This window comes from Tenacibaculum finnmarkense, assembly GCF_900239185.1.
GTDB lineage: Bacteria > Bacteroidota > Bacteroidia > Flavobacteriales > Flavobacteriaceae > Polaribacter > Polaribacter finnmarkensis.
The window spans coordinates 106,442-124,013 of the sequence record NZ_OENA01000098.1 but is presented as its reverse complement, the minus strand read 5'-3'; the positions used below and the strand labels follow the sequence as shown (position 1 = coordinate 124,013).

16 protein-coding genes are annotated in these 17,572 nt (G+C 30.9%); 5 read left to right on the top strand and 11 right to left on the bottom strand.

From position 1 onward, the window contains the following. Positions 1 to 58: 58 nt before the first annotated feature. Positions 59 to 439, bottom strand: a complete 381-nt coding sequence (locus tag AQ1689_RS12690; RefSeq protein WP_145993772.1) for a hypothetical protein — start codon at positions 437 to 439, stop codon at positions 59 to 61. A gap of 415 nt (positions 440 to 854) precedes the next feature. Further along, a complete protein-coding gene (locus AQ1689_RS12685) occupies positions 855 to 2,090 on the bottom strand; it encodes an ABC transporter permease (RefSeq protein WP_101956319.1) in 1,236 nt (411 codons plus the stop codon). A 141-nt stretch (positions 2,091 to 2,231) separates the two neighbouring features. On the opposite strand from AQ1689_RS12685, the gene AQ1689_RS12680 reads away from it, so the two are divergent. Continuing rightward, complete coding sequence (locus AQ1689_RS12680; RefSeq protein WP_101956318.1) at positions 2,232 to 3,521, top strand: exo-beta-N-acetylmuramidase NamZ family protein; 1,290 nt, start codon at positions 2,232 to 2,234, stop codon at positions 3,519 to 3,521. A 191-nt stretch (positions 3,522 to 3,712) separates the two neighbouring features. Here the strand turns inward: AQ1689_RS12680 and AQ1689_RS12675 are convergent, their stop codons facing one another. After that, on the bottom strand, positions 3,713 to 4,390 hold the full coding sequence (locus AQ1689_RS12675; RefSeq protein WP_101956317.1) for a class I SAM-dependent methyltransferase: 678 nt from the start codon (positions 4,388 to 4,390) through the stop codon (positions 3,713 to 3,715). Between the two features lie 131 nt (positions 4,391 to 4,521). Between AQ1689_RS12675 and AQ1689_RS12670 the strand changes: the two genes are divergently transcribed. Further along, positions 4,522 to 4,881 (top strand): hypothetical protein, encoded by a 360-nt coding sequence (locus tag AQ1689_RS12670; RefSeq protein ID WP_101901602.1) that lies wholly within the window; start codon positions 4,522 to 4,524, stop codon positions 4,879 to 4,881. 454 nt (positions 4,882 to 5,335) lie between these two features. Here AQ1689_RS12670 and AQ1689_RS12665 read toward each other — a convergent pair whose 3' ends face one another. Together AQ1689_RS12665 and AQ1689_RS12660 are read right to left on the bottom strand one after the other, a co-directional pair. Next, a complete protein-coding gene (locus AQ1689_RS12665) occupies positions 5,336 to 7,900 on the bottom strand; it encodes a DEAD/DEAH box helicase (protein ID WP_101956316.1) in 2,565 nt (854 codons plus the stop codon). A 10-nt stretch (positions 7,901 to 7,910) separates the two neighbouring features. Then, positions 7,911 to 8,705, bottom strand: coding sequence for an SH3 domain-containing protein (locus tag AQ1689_RS12660; protein ID WP_101956315.1), 795 nt, complete (start codon positions 8,703 to 8,705; stop codon positions 7,911 to 7,913). Positions 8,706 to 8,794: 89 nt separating this feature from the next. Here AQ1689_RS12660 and AQ1689_RS12655 point away from each other — a divergent pair, with 89 nt between their 5' ends. Continuing rightward, positions 8,795 to 10,006, top strand: coding sequence for an RsmB/NOP family class I SAM-dependent RNA methyltransferase (locus tag AQ1689_RS12655; protein ID WP_101956314.1), 1,212 nt, complete (start codon positions 8,795 to 8,797; stop codon positions 10,004 to 10,006). Between the two features lie 104 nt (positions 10,007 to 10,110). On the opposite strand, the gene AQ1689_RS12650 is transcribed toward AQ1689_RS12655, so the two are convergent. The 6 genes from AQ1689_RS12650 to ychF form a co-directional block, all read right to left on the bottom strand. Then, positions 10,111 to 10,899 (bottom strand): muramidase family protein, encoded by a 789-nt coding sequence (locus tag AQ1689_RS12650; protein ID WP_180947594.1) that lies wholly within the window; start codon positions 10,897 to 10,899, stop codon positions 10,111 to 10,113. 40 nt (positions 10,900 to 10,939) lie between these two features. Next, positions 10,940 to 11,566 carry a trimeric intracellular cation channel family protein gene (locus AQ1689_RS12645; protein WP_101916079.1) on the bottom strand — a complete coding sequence of 209 codons (627 nt, stop codon included), beginning with the start codon at positions 11,564 to 11,566 and terminating at the stop codon, positions 10,940 to 10,942. Positions 11,567 to 11,578: 12 nt separating this feature from the next. Beyond that, positions 11,579 to 12,697: a DEAD/DEAH box helicase gene (locus tag AQ1689_RS12640; RefSeq protein ID WP_058885154.1), complete on the bottom strand. Its 1,119-nt coding sequence runs from the start codon at positions 12,695 to 12,697 to the stop codon at positions 11,579 to 11,581. 31 nt (positions 12,698 to 12,728) lie between these two features. Continuing rightward, positions 12,729 to 13,121: an acyl-CoA thioesterase gene (locus AQ1689_RS12635; protein ID WP_058885155.1), complete on the bottom strand. Its 393-nt coding sequence runs from the start codon at positions 13,119 to 13,121 to the stop codon at positions 12,729 to 12,731. A 486-nt stretch (positions 13,122 to 13,607) separates the two neighbouring features. Next, the gene (locus AQ1689_RS12630; protein ID WP_101956312.1) at positions 13,608 to 14,279 is read right to left on the bottom strand and encodes a DUF2461 domain-containing protein; all 672 of its coding nucleotides are present in this window, start codon (positions 14,277 to 14,279) and stop codon (positions 13,608 to 13,610) included. A 189-nt stretch (positions 14,280 to 14,468) separates the two neighbouring features. Next, a complete protein-coding gene (gene ychF / locus AQ1689_RS12625; protein WP_101956311.1) occupies positions 14,469 to 15,560 on the bottom strand; it encodes a redox-regulated ATPase YchF in 1,092 nt (363 codons plus the stop codon). Between the two features lie 174 nt (positions 15,561 to 15,734). Between ychF and AQ1689_RS12620 the strand changes: the two genes are divergently transcribed. Next, positions 15,735 to 16,301, top strand: a complete 567-nt coding sequence (locus AQ1689_RS12620; RefSeq protein WP_058885158.1) for an RNA polymerase sigma factor — start codon at positions 15,735 to 15,737, stop codon at positions 16,299 to 16,301. Positions 16,302 to 16,378: 77 nt separating this feature from the next. Further along, a complete protein-coding gene (locus tag AQ1689_RS12615; RefSeq protein ID WP_101956310.1) occupies positions 16,379 to 17,368 on the top strand; it encodes a FecR family protein in 990 nt (329 codons plus the stop codon). The last annotated feature ends 204 nt before the right edge of the window (positions 17,369 to 17,572 follow it).

Sequence of the window (17,572 nt, the reverse complement as noted above, 5' to 3'; positions counted from 1 at the left end):
GCTTGCTTATATACGCCACTAGTTAAAAAATAGCTATTTCTATATTGAAACCTTTTTATCATCGTTTCAAATACCACCAACACCATTTTGTTTTATCATTATAAACACCGACAGGAATATTTCTGTCTTGATTAACACACACATCTTTCTCTCCATCATTATAAATTAACTTAAAGTTCGTTAATAATTTTAACATATCATCTGTATTATCTTTTTTTTCTTTAAACAATTTATAAAAATCAAAAAAATAAGCTTTTATAGAAAAATTGATACTATCATTAGGTTTTATTATCGATTTATTATCATAATCATAATTATAGAAATAAACAGTATCCTTTTTAAGTACCCATTTAAAGTTTTTAGGATTATATTCAGTTCTATTTTTCAAAAACACTATCGGTTTATCACTTTTATTCACTACCGTTAAATATATTTTCATATTCAATTCATTGTGAGACCTATAAGCAACTGTATCTCTCTCTGTATCAAGTATTGATATTTTTGTTAATTTTAAACCTAAATCCTTACACTTAACATCACACAATCCTGTCTTATTCGTAAAGTCTATTTTTTCTATATATGTAGTATTGCGACCACAACTATAGGTAATAAACACAATAAATATATAGACTCTAAAACTATTCATTATCCTTTTCATATTGATCTATATTTTTTTGTCATTCGCGAAACTGTATTTTGATTGATTTTCACAAGGAAACTAATAGCTGTAAATTACCTAAAAATCCCTAGCCCCGATTGTAGCATTTGTTTGAGCTCTTTTTTGATTTTTCTTCAAAAAAAGCGAGTGCGGAAAGCGGGAAATAGCTCCAAAAAAAAAGTGTAAAAATAATTATCTACGCAAATTTTATGGCTTTTGATGGGGCTATTTTTGTGATAATATATGAAGGGATTATCAGCATTAAAAAACATAAAAATAGCGTTCCTAAACTTAGTGCGATAATCGCTAAAATACTGATGTCAACAGGTACGGTTGCCACTGCGTAGGTTGCGGGGTTTAGCTCGATTATTTTAAAGTATTTTTGAATTAATAACAGCGATATCCCTATTAAATTACCCCAAAAAAGTCCTTTTAAAATTAAATAAGAGGCGTTGTATAAAAATATTTTTTGAATGCTCCAATTACTGCTTCCTAAGGCTTTTAAAATCCCGACCATTTGTACACGCTCTAATATTAAAACCAGCAAGGCGGTTATCATATTAATTCCGGCTATTAAAATCATAATTCCGATGATAAACCATACGTTATTATCAAAAAGTTTAATCCAATCAAAAATTAATGGGTAATTTTCTACAATCGTCATGCTGTTTAAGGTAGATCCGATGTTGCTGTAAATTTCGTTTCCTTTTTGGGTTAACTCCTCAAAATTGTCAATTAAAACTTCAAAACCGCCTATTTGATCGGCTGTCCAGCGGTTAATTTGTCGAACTTCTCGGATATCGCCAAGTAGCATGGTTTTATCAAATTGGGCGAAACCTGTATTGTAAATCCCTACAATAATTGGCTTCCGCATTTTATATTTTAGCTTGCTTTTGGTAGCGCTAAAAAGGGTTTGAATGGTGTCGTTTAATTTCAAATTTAACCTGCTGGCAATTGCCTGAGAAATTAGTATTTCTTTGTTTCGAGGCAACTCAAAATTTGGCAAACGTCCTTGAATTAAATATTCTTTGAAAAATGAAAAATCATAATCGGAAGAAACGCCTTTAAAAACAATGGCTTCAAAATCGGTTGGGGTTCTTATAATTCCGCCGATATTGGCAAAAACTTGCACGTTTTTAATGCCTTGAATATTTGTAAACTTCGGATAAAAATCTTGGGTTTTAGAAATTGGTACGGTAGAAATATCCGAGTTATTGGTATCGTAATTTACAATTTGAATATGCCCTTTAAAGCCCGTCATTTTATCGCTGATTTTTTTCTGAAAACCTGATGCGATTGCTACGGAAATTAACATAATTACAATACCTAAAGCAATGGCAATAGTCGCAATTTTAATAATAGGCGATGAAATACTGCTTTCACGTTCTTTGCCTGCAATAATTCGTTTGGCGATAAATAATTCGAAATTCAAAAGTTATATTTTTTTTAGAGACTCAAAAGTACTTAATTATTGCTTAATTTTAGGCGATGCTTAGTAGCAATTAAATTTTTCGTGGTTTTTATTCGTAAAAGATTTTTAAGTAGTAATTTTATCTTTTTTAAAGATATTTACATGAAAAACAATTTTAGTTACTTTTTATTATTATTAACCTGTTTTAGTTTTCAATTTTCTTCTTGCGCTCAGCAACAGAAATCAATACCTAAAAAGGTAGCAACAACAACTACAAACCTTACAAAAATACCACTTCCTTTAAAAATTGGCGCTGATAGAACCAATTTATATCTACATAAATTAAAAGGAAAAAATATCGCTATTGTAGCCAATCAAACTTCTGTTTTAAATGTTTTTCAACGTGCCGAAGTAGCACCTAATACAATGGGGTTGAAAACAGTACAATATCATTTAGTTGATTATTTACACGGTTATAAAAACATCAACGTGCAAAAAGTTTTTGCACCCGAACATGGTTTTCGTGGTAAAGCAGATGCTGGCGAAACGGTAATTGATGGCGTTGATACTAAAACGCAATTACCGATTATTTCGTTGTACGGAAAAAATAAAAAGCCCTCGCAAGCGCAATTAAAAAACATCGATGCTGTAGTTTTTGATATTCAAGATGTTGGCGCTCGTTTTTACACCTATATATCGTCGTTGCATTATGTGATGGAAGCCTGTGCACAGGCAAATATCCCTGTAATTATTTTAGATAGACCCAACCCTAACGCTCATTATATTGATGGTCCTGTTTTGCAAATGGCGCATACAAGTTTTGTAGGAATGCACCCTGTTCCCGTGGTTTATGGAATGACTATCGGTGAGTATGGAAAAATGATAAATGGCGAAAATTGGCTTAAAAACACTTCAGAAAATGTAAAATCTAGTCTAAAATGTGATTTAACCGTAATTCCTTTAGAAAATTACACGCATAATATAACTTATAATTTACCGATAAAACCATCGCCTAATTTACCCAATGAAATTTCTATAAACCTATACCCTAGCCTTTGTTTTTTTGAAGGAACAACGGTTTCGGCAGGTAGAGGAACTAACAAGCAGTTTCAAATTTATGGTGCGCCTTATTTGAAAAAAACGGCTTTTAGTTTTACCCCAAAAGCCAACGATGGTTCAAAATACCCAAAGTATAAAGGGAAATTATGCTATGGTGAAAACTTGCAAAAAAGCGATAAACTTTCGGGTTTAAACTTGTCTTGGCTGATAAAATCCTATAAAGAATCGCCTAAAAAATCTTTTTTCACCGTGTTTTTTACCAAACTTGCTGGAACAAAAAAATTACAGCAACAAATTCAACAAGGTTTATCAGAAAAAGAGATTAAAAAATCATGGGGAAAAGACTTATCAGAATTTAAAAAAATCAGGGCTAAGTATTTGATTTATAAGTAGCATTTAAAATTAAACTAAGAAAGGCAAGGATAAAAGCAAGGGGTTGAAACCCCTTGTTAAAAACAGTGTCAAATCGAACCTGTCAATATGAATTTATTTCAGATTCTCATCCTGATTTGCCGTAGTTCTACTCTGATGCGATGCTGAAATAAATTCAGCATGACGACACAAAATAAAAGCATAAAAATCACTTAAAAAACAGTGTAAAGTGTGGTTACAATTATGCCTTTTTTATCTTCTAAAACAACCGATAAAAGCTCTTTTTCCTCTTTCACTTGAAAATGAAAAGGAGCTTTTAAAATAGCTAAACCGCTTTTCTTTTTTATCCTAATTCCCTGCCCTGAAATAATATCTTTATTTGGAATAAATTCTGCACTTGGCAAATGTTCTGTTAAAATAACATATTTATAATTACTTAATTTAGCTAGCACTTCTTGTACTTCATCGTTCGATAAATGTTGTAAAACTTGCCTTAAAATTACGCAATCGGCAGTTGGTAAGGTATCTTTTGCGATATCTAAGGTTTGAAAAGTTAAATTCGGGTTTTTGAATTTTTCGGTGTTATATGTTATGAGTTCTGGCACAATATCTGCCGCAATATATTGCTTTGTATGTGTTACTAATTCTTTTCCGATATTAAAATCGCCACAGCCTAAATCGCAAACTATTAATGGTGTTTCAAACGATTTTAAAAATGAATTTACCGCCGATAAATAAGGTGTTACAATTTCAATTTCATGCGAACCCGCCCCCGAATAGAAAGCGGTGTTGTTATTTCCCCATAAATTCAGTTCATAAACCTGTTGCATGGCATCTTTTGTTGGCCATGGAGTTTTTGGAGGTTTAGGATTTGTCGTTAAATTATTCATTTATAGATTATTATTGATAATGAATTAAAGCGATTATTATTGAGGATAAATTAAGCTTCAAAAATAATAGAAAATAATAGAATTGTATCTTTATCCTCTTTTAAAATTATAAAAATTATTTATTCAAATAAATGAAAGACGCAAATATAGCATCCGCAAGTAAAACCAAAACTTACAATAAAGTTCAAAAAGAAATTAAAAAATGGATGCGTAAAAATTCTTTTTTAATTACAAAAAACGCAAGATGGTACGTAGGAATTACCAATGATCCTAGTAGACGAAAAAGAGAACACAAAAACAAGAATAATATACAATGTCTGTATTGGAAAACATGGAATATGAAATCTGTTCGACTATCATTAGCGTTAGAAACTCATTTTCACAATAAAGGTTTATTGGATAAAGACCTAAAAGGTGGTTACGATAGAAAAACATCCAAACATATTTATGTTTATAAGAAATTTCCTACCTTGATTAATAAATTGAAGTAGAACAGAAAAGTTTTAATCAAAATCGTAATAACTTTATTAAATCATTTTACTTAGAAATATACATAAAATATTGATGAACGAAAATATAGGCATATCTGATTTTGATAAAATTAGACAAATAATGTTCAGAAAATCATCAAAATAATATATCCAAAAACCAATGCTATTAAATAAAAATAAAATCCCCGTAGCTTTTTCTATTATACAACTATTATGTTTCGTTTTATATTCTATTTTTGATACTCCTCTTGTACATCCTCATGCTATGATATCTATAGAAACATTCTTTTTTTTAATAATAAATACTTTTTTAATACTTCTATTTTCGATATTTTTTTTAATTAAAAAAAAACAAAATATTAGTATTTGGATTATCCCTTTTTTCTTGTTTATCTTTAATTTATATCAAACTACATAATATTAAAAAAGATATTTTAAAATATTCGGTAAACACCTAACTAATACTACTCCAAAGCCCGTTTGATTTTTCTATTTGCGTATAAACTTTTAACAAACGTATATTTTCAGGTTTCGAAAAACTAGCATCATTTTCTAAAACAGCGATTGCCGTTTGACGGGCTTTTTGTAGGATTGCCGTATCTTTTACCACATCGGCAATTTTTAGGTTTAACACACCACTCTGTTGGGTTCCCATAATATTTCCAGGACCTCGAAGTTTTAAATCTACTTCGGCAATTTTAAAGCCATCGGTGGTATCAACCATGGTTTGCAAACGGGTTTTGCTATCGGATGACAATTTAAAACTCGATAATAAAATACAATAACTTTGCGATGCGCCACGCCCTACTCTACCTCGTAATTGATGCAATTGACTCAAGCCAAAACGCTCGGCACTTTCAATAACCATTACCGACGCATTTGGTACATTTACACCAACTTCAATTACCGTTGTTGCTACCATTATTTGAGTTTCGCCTTTTATAAATCGATTCATTTCAAATTCTTTATCGGCAGGTTTCATTTTTCCGTGAACGATACTTATTTGATATTTTGGCAATGGAAAATCACGAGAAATACTCTGATAACCATCCATTAAATCTTTATAATCCATCGCTTGCGATTCTTCAATTAACGGATACACCACATACGCCTGTCGCCCTTTGTTTATCTCATCTTTTAAAAACTTAAAAACGGATAAACGATTGCTATCATACCGATGTACGGTTTTAATTTCCTTACGCCCTGGCGGTAATTCATCAATTACCGAAATATCTAAATCACCATAAACCGACATCGCTAAAGTTCGTGGAATTGGCGTTGCAGTCATCACCAAAACATGTGGCAGAATTGATTTTCTTACTGAAACCGTAGGCAAACTATTTAACGTTGCAATAATTCTTTTTGTTGTTTTATCTAGTCTATTTTCAAGGCTATTTTTGAGGCTGTTTTCAGACGAATTTAGAATTTTATTTTCATCTAACCGAACCACTTTATAACCGAATTCTGTTAAAATTTCGGTACGTAAACGCATTGCTTCTTGCTGTTTTTCGGTCGTATGATATTTGCCATTAACCTCTATAATTAGTTTTTTTTCAAGGCAGATAAAATCAATTAAAAATCCATCAATAATATAATATCTTCGGAACTTAAAACCTGTTTGTTTACTGCTTAAAACCTCCCACAAGGCTCTTTCGGCTTTCGATGTTTTATTTTTTCGTTTAAAGGCGATTTCTTTAATTAATTGATGAGCCTTCGGATTTTCATTCTTATATTTTTGATGAAGATTTCTACCTTTTTCATTCAGAATTGCAGGCGGTTGATTTTTCTGCCATAATTTAGATCGCTGTGCCACACCAAAGCGATGTTGCTCATCAATAATAGCAAGCCCTAAGTTTTTAAAACAGACTTTATCTTCTAAAACAGCGTGTGTTCCTACTAAAATATGCGTTAAACCCTCTTCTAAATTCGTATGAATTTCACGTCTTTTTTTAATTCGGGTTGAACCTGTTAATAATTCAACTTTTATCGTTGTTCCTTCTAAAAGCTCGGTAATTCCATTATAATGCTGAATCGCTAAAATTTCAGTTGGCGCCATAATAGTTGCCTGATAGCCGTTATCAATGGCAATTAACATGCTTAACAGCGCCACAATTGTTTTTCCTGACCCCACATCACCTTGCAATAAACGGTTCATGTGTTTGCCAGAACCCACATCTTTTCGAATTTCTTTTAACACTCTTTTTTGAGCATTTGTCAATTCAAAAGGTAATTTATTGGTGTAAAAATCAGTGAAATTTTCACCTACTTTTTCAAAAACAGCGCCTTTTATTTTTGATTTACGGATGCGTTTTTTCTGTAATAATTGAATTTGAATAAAAAATAATTCTTCAAATTTTAAGCGATATTGTGCTTTCGCTAATAATTCTTGACTTTTAGGAAAATGGATATTTAGTAAGGCTTCTTTTTTGGCTAATAAATTATTTTCTTCGGATATATAATCAGGTAATGTTTCTGCTAATACTTCGGATGCTTGTTCAAATAAATTTTGGATAAACCCCCGCAATATTTTATTGGTAATTCCTCTATTGGCTAATTTTTCAGTCGATGGATATACAGGTTGCATGGCTGTTTGAACATTACTTTTGTGTTCTTTTACTGTTTCCATTTCTGGATGCGGCATATTTGCCCTGCCGTTATACCAATTTAATTTTCCATAAATCACATACGGAACATCAATTTTTAAGCTATTTTTTATCCATTTAGCACCCTTAAACCATACCAAATCTAAAAAACCCGTGCCATCAGAAAAAGTTGCCACTAGCCTACTTCCTCGTTGTTGTTCAATTTCTTTAATCGCTGTTATTTTACCAACTATTTGAACCTCAGCCGTATTTTGAGCCAATTGCTGAATCGTATAAAACTGCGTTTTATCAATATAACGAAACGGAAAAAGGTGTAATAAATCATTACAGGTTTTAATTCCTAATTCGGAATTTAACAATTCGGCACGCGCTACACTAACGCCTTTTATATACGTTATCGGATGATTTAAATTCATTAAATAATACCTAATCTTTAGTTTGAATAAATGTTTTTCCTTTCCAAATTAACTCTTTTTTTTCTATAATTATTTTGGTATGATTGGTTTGTTCGTCTAAAACCTCTCCTTCTTCTTTTTCATATAAAATGACTCCTTCCTTACCATTTTTATTTGTCGGAAAAATTAATTCCTCTCCAAACCAATTTCCTCCATCTCCTATTTGAGTTAATTCTATTGCTTTTTTTAATGTATTCCCATCATTAAACAAATAATAACCTCCACCGTTAAAACCACAAGATTCTACCATAAAATCAATATAAACCATATTTTCTATCGACACTACACCTTGATTATCAAAAGTTTTCATTGAAAAACCTTGTTCAACCCCTAATAAAGATGAATTTTCTAAATACGGTTTATCTTCATTAACAACTCTTACTAATATATAATAGGCTGAATTTTCTTTTTTCAAAGAAAGTAAATATTTAGAATTATCAACTTCTTTTTTATCTAAAGAAATAAGCCCGCCTAAAATAAAACCTATCGAATTTTTATATGTTACTTTATACCAATAACTGTTAATTCCATTATAAAATAAAAAATCATTTGTTTTTTCTAAAACAGTAATTTCAGCACCTATTTTTAATAATGAAATCACTTTAGAATTTACATCTGAAGCTTCTCTTAATTTTACATTATCTCCAAAAACATACCTTATTTCATTAAGTGGAAATTCATTTTCTTTTCCAAAGATATTTTCTTGAGCAATTATATTAAAAAAAGCAGTTAAAAACAGTATTAAAATTAGCATCAGTTGTTTCATTTATTACTTTTTTAGCATGATTTTTTACTCAAAACGAAAGTACAAAAAACCATTAAAATCCACTATCTTTGCGCCTATAAATTCACCAAATGAGATTACATAGAAATTTAGTTTACGCAGTTATTGACAGTTTACGTGACGTTTTTAATGATGACGTATATGCCGATAAAGCTGTTGAAAAGGCATTAAAAAGAGATAAAAGATGGGGCGCACGTGATAGAAAATTTGTTGCCGAAACTATTTATGACATCGTACGATGGAAGCGTTTATACGCAGAAATTGCAGATGTAAAAACTCCATATTCACGACCAGATTTATGGCGTTTGCTAGTAGTTTGGTGTGTATTAAAAGGAATTAAATTACCAGATTGGAATCAAATTGAAGAAACGCCAACAAGACGAATTAAAGGAAAATTTGATGAGCTTTCTCAAATTAGAAAATACAGAGAGTCTATTCCTGATTGGATTGATGAATTAGGTGTTAAAGAATTAGGCGAAACTGTTTGGACTAAAGAAATGGCGGCATTAAACAAACGTGCCGATGTTATTTTACGTACCAATACATTAAACGTAACCAAAGAACATTTACAAAAAGATTTACAACAAGAAGGTATTGAAACGGAGTTTGTAAACGGTTGTGATGATGCATTACGTTTAGTAGAACGTGCCAATGTTTTTAAAACAGAAGCATTTCATAAAGGATTTTTTGAAGTTCAAGATGCTTCTTCGCAATTAGTAGCGGCTTATTTAGACGTTGCTCCAGGAATGAGAGTTATTGATACCTGTGCGGGTGCTGGTGGTAAAACATTACATTTAGCGGCATTAATGAAAAACAAAGGGCAAATTATTGCCATGGATATTTACGAAAGTAAATTACGAAAATTAAAAGTTAGAGCGCGCAGAAACGGTATTAGTAATATCGATTTAAAAGTAATTGATTCTACCAAAGTAATTAAAAAATTATATGGTAAAGCCGATAGAGTTTTAATTGATGCACCCTGTTCTGGTTTAGGTGTTTTACGTAGAAACCCTGATAGTAAATGGAAATTACAACCTGAATTTATTGATAATATCAAAGAAATTCAGCAAGACGTTTTACAGCGTTATTCACGAATGGTAAAGCCAGGCGGTAAATTAGTATATGCTACCTGTTCTGTGTTACCTTCTGAAAACCAAGATCAAGTTAAAATATTTTTAGCCTCTGAAGACGGGAAAGATTTTAGCTTAGTAAAAGATCATAAAGTATTAGCCCATGAATTTGGATATGACGGTTTTTACATGGCGCAATTAGTAAAAAAATAATTGTTTTTCAATTTTAAGATTGAAACAAAAAAGCTCGGAATTAAAATTCCGAGCTTTTTACTTTTATAAAAGTATATAAAATGGCTAAATAAAGAGTTTAAACCTTATTTAATACGTAATTTTTGCCCAATAAAAAGAGTATTATCTTTTAATTTATTTAACTTTTTTAAATGATCTACAGGCTGTTTATAACGAACCGAAATTCCGTATAAAGTTTCTGTTGCTGTAACAGTATGATATTTAACTACCGCATTTTTACCTGTAACAACAGCTACTTTTTTTGCTATAACTTTCTTTTCAACAACAGGATCTTTTTCTACAATAAGCGCAAAACGTTTTGCGTACGATTCATTTAAAGCCTTTTTATTTTTAGGAGTATCTTTAGCTATTGTTTTTGTTTCAGCTTTAACTTTAATAGCTTTTTTAGTCGCTATTAGCACTTTTGGTTTGGTCAAAGTTGACTTCACCAAAGGTTTAGGCGTTGTTTCTACCTGAATTTTAGAGTTCACTTTCTTAAAAAAAGCAACTTTTTCTGCTTTACTTTGCCCGTAACCAATTACAACTTCTTGTCCTATTTTTAAGGTATCGAAATTAGTCATGCTATTTAATCGGTATAACCTAGATAGTTTTACATCATATTTTCTTGAAATAGTACTTAATGTTTCTCCTTTTTTTACTTTATGTGTAATTGTTGGATCAAAGGCTAGCTTCCCCGAAGGTTTTACCGCAGCTTTTGTAGGGTATTTTTTAGAAATACTTCCTGTAATTAAATTCATATAGGCTGTTTTATTATCTAAGCTAATAACATCCCAGCCTGCTGGTAATTTTTTATCTTGTGAAAAAACAGTTATACTTATAAACAATAAAAACACTAAACTAAATTCTTTCTTCATCTCGTTTATTTTAATTTTGATAAAACATTTTTCTATAAAACTACCCCAATTCACCCAAAGCATCGGCTTTTATTTTTGGTAATTCCAACTTATACTTCACTACAATTGATCGTATTAAAAAAACAACCAGTGTTGGTATTACAAACTGAAGGTCTTTATTTATCTTAAATTCTTCTAAAATAAGATATACGACTCCACCTGCTAGGCAAGCGGATGCGTATATTTCTTTTTTAAATATTAAAGGAACTTTTCGGGTAAGCACATCTCTAAGAACACCTCCAAAAACTGCGGAAACCATTCCCATAACCAAGGCTACAAAAGGATGTAAATCATACGATAAACCTTTTTCTAAGCCCAACAAAGTAAATACGCTAATACCAATAGTATCAAATAAAAACATGGTTTTACGTAGTGGCGCTATTTTACTTCTAAATAAAAAAGTAAAACCAACGGCAGTTAAAATTGTCCAAATATAATTAAGGTCACTAATCCAATTTATAGGATGCGCGTTAATTAAAACATCTCGTATCATACCACCACCTACAGCGGTAACAAAGGCGATAATAACAACACCAAATACATCAAATTGTTTTTTCATTGCCACCAAAGCACCACTAATGGCAAAGGCAAATGTTCCTGCAATATCAAGAGCGTAAATAATATCCACTGAAAATACTAATTAAATATTAATTTCTGAAAACTTTATCTGTAATGTTCTTTCCACCTCTTTAATATTATTTCTTTCGTTATTTAAAATTAATACTAAAGAAACACCTTTTTTCCCTGCTCTTGCAGTTCTTCCGCTTCGGTGTGTGTAATATTCTAATTGTTCTGGTAATTGATGGTGTACTACAAAACCTAAATCTCGTACATCAATACCTCTTGCGGCAACATCTGTAGAAACTAAAATTTGAAGACTCTCATTTTTAAAAGCTCGCATTACCTTTTCACGATCTCTTTGCTGCATATCACCCTCTAAAGCGGCAACCGAAAAACCATCATCTTGCAACAATTTTGTTAATTTTTGCACACCTGCTTTTGTTCTAGCAAAAATGATACCTCTTTCGCTAGGTCTTTTTTCTAAAAACTTTACAATTACATCTACTTTTTCAGGAATAGTCGTTTGTATAAACTGATGCGTAATATTAGCATTCACCAACGAATTTTTATTTACCTCCACTTGTTTTGCCGATGAATCCATGTATTTTTTAATGATATTTCTAATTTCATCGGGCATTGTTGCCGAAAATAACCATGTTTTTCTAGTACCTGAAGTGTATTTTAAAATACGATTTAAGTCTAATTTAAACCCCATACTTAGCATTTCATCCGCCTCGTCAAGTACCAAAGTATTGATATCTTTTAAATTTACTTCACCTCTTTCAATCAAATCGATTAAACGCCCTGGAGTAGCTACAATTACGTGTGTCGTTCTTTTTAAGTTATTTATTTGACGGTCTATTTTTTCACCACCGTAAACAGCTTCTATAAAAATTTTATCATCTACATATTTTGTAAACTTAAATAATTGTTTTTTTATTTGCTGCACCAATTCTCTTGTTGGCGATAAAATCAAAGCTTGAACCGTATCTTTTGAAGCGTCAATTTTATGTAAAACAGGCAAGCCATAAGCCGCAGTTTTACCCGTTCCTGTTTGCGCTAACCCGATAAAATCAGCATTATTTTGCAATAAATATGGTATTGCCGCTTCTTGTACTTCGGTAGGTTTTGTAATGCCTAATTCCTTCAGTCCTTCAACGTATTGCTTTTGTACTCCTAACCCTGTAAATGTTGTCATTATTTCTATATATAATATGCAAAGATATTGCTTATTTTTTTCCTAAAAGTACGTTTGTAACTTCTTTAGTTATTCTTTTTGGTTTTTGTGTTTTTGCATCTAATAAACAAAAGGTAGTTTCCGATTTCACTAATAAATCAGTGCCTTTGTGTATTTCAAAATGACGAACAGAACGAATTCCTTCGGTTTTACCAACCCATGTTTTTACACTTATTTCATCGCCTAGAACCGCTTGTTTTTTGTAATCAATTTCATGACGAATTACAAACCAAACATAATCAGGTTTAGCAATATTTTTAATTAGCAATAACCAGTGTGCAGCAGATACCTCTTGCATCCACTGTACATACACTACATTATTAACATGTTGGTATTCATCAATTTCGTTTGTGGTAACAGTATATATTTTTTCATAAAAATTCATAAAACAAAACTACATGAATACTGTTAATTATTACTTAAAATACCGCTTGATTTTCTTTCTAAATTACATTTTTATTTCCGCATGATCATAACCGCTGAAAATTATTATTTTTTGAAGCAATTTCCCGCTTTCCGCACTCGCTTTTTTTGTTTTTTAAAAGAAAAACAAAAAAGAGCTCAAACAAAGCTTCAATCGGGGCTAGGCATTTGTACTAATTTCAAGCTATTCGATTCTTTTGATTGTAACCTGTAATTCTTTAAATCCTGTTTAAATTATTACATTCTGTTATAAAAACTCAAAACAACCTGTCAGTTCGAGTTATTTTTTATTCTTCAAAAAAATGGTATCGAGAACTTTTTTAGCATAAAATAATTCAAATTATCGATATAATTTTAATTCTTTTTAATCATTAAAATCACTCGAATTGACAAAAATCATCAAAAAAAAGCGAAGAGAAAATTTATTTCAGCATCGCAGCAATCAAGTTTAAAGTAAACTTTCACCGTTTAAATTGGTTGTTAATACCTCGCTCACCAAATTAAAAAAAGGTCGTAAAGCTTTATAAGAAGTATCAATTTCTGATAAAAAATTATTAGACAACACCTCTTTATCTGTAAAATTACGCACAGCGATAAAGCCTTTTTTTCGTAATAAATCAATATCAGGATGGTTTTTATCAAAACCTCTAGGTGCCGATTTTAATTCATCGCCTTCAAACTTAGTTCCGAAATTTTTTACAAACTCAGGGTTGTTTAAAATTTCTCTAAAATCAGAAGCATCGAGTTCAATTTCTTTTCTAATACGTAGTAAATCTTCTTTATTGGGCTGCCAAAATCCACCGGCTAGAAAACTGTTTTCTGGTTCAATTTGTAAATAATAACCACCTCTTAAATGACTTCCTTTTCGTGAAAATGACCCTGAAAAATGTGTTTTATATGGCGTTTTATCTTTTGAAAAACGAACATCTCTATAAATTCGGAATAATTTAAACTTATCAATAACATCGTGTGTTTCTAGGTTTTCGCTTACTTTTCCATAAAACTCTTTTACGCTTTTTTGAACCTCAACAAAACGTGGTTTTTGATCGGTAAACCAATCTCTATTGTTATTTTGTTTTAAATTTTCTAAATATTGAAATATTGATTTATCGACCTGCATATTTATTAACGCTATTTTATGTTTGATAAGATACAAAAAAAACGCTGTAGAATTAATCTACAGCGTTCTGGTTTTGCGTTAGGGATTGAACGGCTTGTTTGAGCTCTTTTTTAAATTTTTTCTATTTAAAAAAAGCGAGTAGTGAAAGCCCGCCCGAACGCCCTAATTATTGTTTTAAAATTTAAAAAATTAAACGTTAAATCTGAAGTTCATAATATCGCCATCTTGTACAATATATTCCTTTCCTTCAACACCTAATTTCCCTGCTTCTTTTACTTTTTGCTCACCGCCTAAAGTAACGTAATCGTTGTATTTTGTAACCTCAGCTCTAATAAATCCTTTTTCGAAATCGGTATGAATAACACCTGCTGCTTGTGGTGCAGTATCGCCAATATTAATGGTCCAAGCACGTACTTCTTTTACTCCTACAGTAAAGTAAGTTTGTAGGTTTAACAACTTGTAAGCGGCTCTAATTAAAATCGATGCTCCTGCTTCTTTTAAACCGATATCGGCTAAAAACATTTCACGTTCTTCGTAGTCGTCTAACTCGGTAATATCAGCTTCGGTACCTACAGCTAACACAATTACTTGTGCGTTTTCGTCTTTTACAGCCTCTCTTACTTTGGTTACATAGTCGTTTCCGTTTACTGCCGATCCTTCATCAACATTACAAACGTATAACACTGGTTTTGCCGTAATAAATTGTAAACTTGCTACAATTTCTTGGTCTTTTTCTGAAAAATCAATAGCTCTAACAGAAACACCTTGTAATAAAGTTTCTTCGACTTTTAATAAAATTTCTAATTCTATTTGCGCTTCTTTATTACCAGTTTTAGCCGTTCTTTTTACACGCTCTAAACGTTTTTGAACGGTTTCTAAATCTTTTAATTGTAACTCAATATCAATGGTTTCTTTGTCTCTAATAGGATCAATAGAAGCATCAACGTGAATAATATTATCATTATCAAAACAACGTAATACGTGAATAATAGCGTCTGTTTCTCTAATATTTGCTAAAAATTGGTTTCCTAAACCTTCTCCTTTACTTGCTCCTTTTACTAAACCAGCAATATCTACTATTTCAACCGTTGCAGGCATTACTCTTTCTGGGTTTACCATACCTTCTAAAACCTGAATTCGTGGGTCTGGTACGTTTACCACACCAATATTAGGTTCTATCGTACAAAATGGAAAGTTGGCACTTTGCGCTTTTGCGTTTGATAAACAGTTAAATAATGTTGATTTTCCTACGTTTGGTAATCCTACAATTCCGGCTTTCATACTATTATTATGTATTGTTTTTATTGAAAATTTGCGTTTGCAAATATACTTGTTTGCTTTCAATTTTAACCGTTTATTTAAAGTTGAATTGACTTTTTTAAAACGAAATAAAAATTGATTAAAATATTTTTCACTACATTTAAAACGTATTAACCTAAATATCAACCCTTCTTTATGAAAAAATTGTCTGACGAAATTTTATGGAAATCATTAAAAGAAGGTGATTTAATTGCTTTTGAAGCGCTTTTTAAAAACCATTACGAGCCTTTATTTAAATACGGTCTAAAAATTTCAGGAAATAAAATAATTACCGAAGATTCTCTTCAAGATTTTTTTATGTATGTATATGAACATCGTGAAAACTTAAGCGATTTAACCAAAATTGCGCCTTATCTATTTGTTTCTTACCGAAGGTTTTTAATTAAAGTTCTTCAAAAAAATCAAAAAAATAAACTTGTTCGAGATATAAACCAACTTATTGTTGATATTCATTTTACCCCTGAAGAATTTCTTACGCATCAAGAAGCAACCGTTTTTAGAAACAAAAATTTAACAGCTTCGTTAAATAAACTTTCTAAAAAACAACGAGAAGTATTGTATTTAAAATATAATTGCAACCTAAAAACACCTGAAATAGCCGAAATTATGGATATTAACTACCAAAGTGTACTTAATCATATTCATAAAGCGATAAAACGATTGCGCGAAGACGTTTTAATTTTACAATTATTTAATGCTTAAATTTGCAATCTTAAAAAGAGTATATATTTTTAGTAAATTACTTCTAATAGTATATTTCTGTTTGGCACTATTGCAAAATGACACACAAAACATACCATAACATTACCGATTTTTTAAAAGATACTTCGTTTAAAAATTGGGCTTTAAATTCAAACCTAAGCGATGTTTCTTTTTGGGAATATTGGCTAAAAAATAATGCCGATAAAAAAGAACTCGCCCAAGAAGCTAAAGCAATTATTATAGGGATTCAATTTAAAGAAAATCCTATTGATACCAAACAAGTAAACCTTGCTTGGAATACTTTTGAAGCTAAAATTTTAGAAAAACAACAAACCAATAAAAACACTGCTGTTAGTAAATTGTTATGGCTTGGTATTACCGTTAGTATTGCACTTTTTGTAGGCATCGGTTTTTATAGTTTTAACAACCCTACTACAACATATAATAGTGGTTTTGGCGAAGTTTTACAGGTTAAACTTCAAGATGGTAGTTTGGTTACTCTAAATGCCAATTCATCTATTTCTTATTCAAAAGATGCTCCACGAAAAATTAAACTACAAGGAGAAGCGTATTTTAATATTGCTAAAAAAGAAACTAGCAATGCCAAATTTTGGGTTTGTACAAATGCCTTAAAAATTGAAGTTTATGGTACGAAGTTTAATGTAAATTCTAATAAAAAAAAGACACAGGTGTTTTTAGAAGAAGGAAATATATGGCTCGACTTAAAAAATGGCACTGCTAAAAAAATGCTTCCCGGTGATTTTATTTCTTATTCTGCCCAAAAACAGCAATTTTTAGAAACACGTACACAAGTAAATGCTTCTGAAAATACTTCCTGGAAAAATGGATACTTCACATTTAACAACGCAACACTATCCGAGGTATTTAAAAAGGTTGCTGATACTTACGGTTATAAAATTCTCTTTAAAAATACTGCGATTAAAAACACGTTAATTTCAGGAAGCATACCAACAAGAAACTTATCTATTTGTTTAAAAGCGATTGAAAAGGCTGCTAATGTTCACATTAGAAAAGAAAACACTAAATTAGTTGTTTCTAAAAAGTAATTTTTCATTTTATCAAACAATTTGTCTCTTTAAAAAAACGTATATCAATAAACATAATCCTCTTTTGGTTTTTATGTTTTTTTACGACGCTTTCGCTTTGTGGTCAAAATAACATTAATAAAAAAGATAGCCTTTCGCTTGCTCAATTACTAACTTATTTAAGCGACAAACACTCCGTACACTTTACTTACAATCCACAGATTT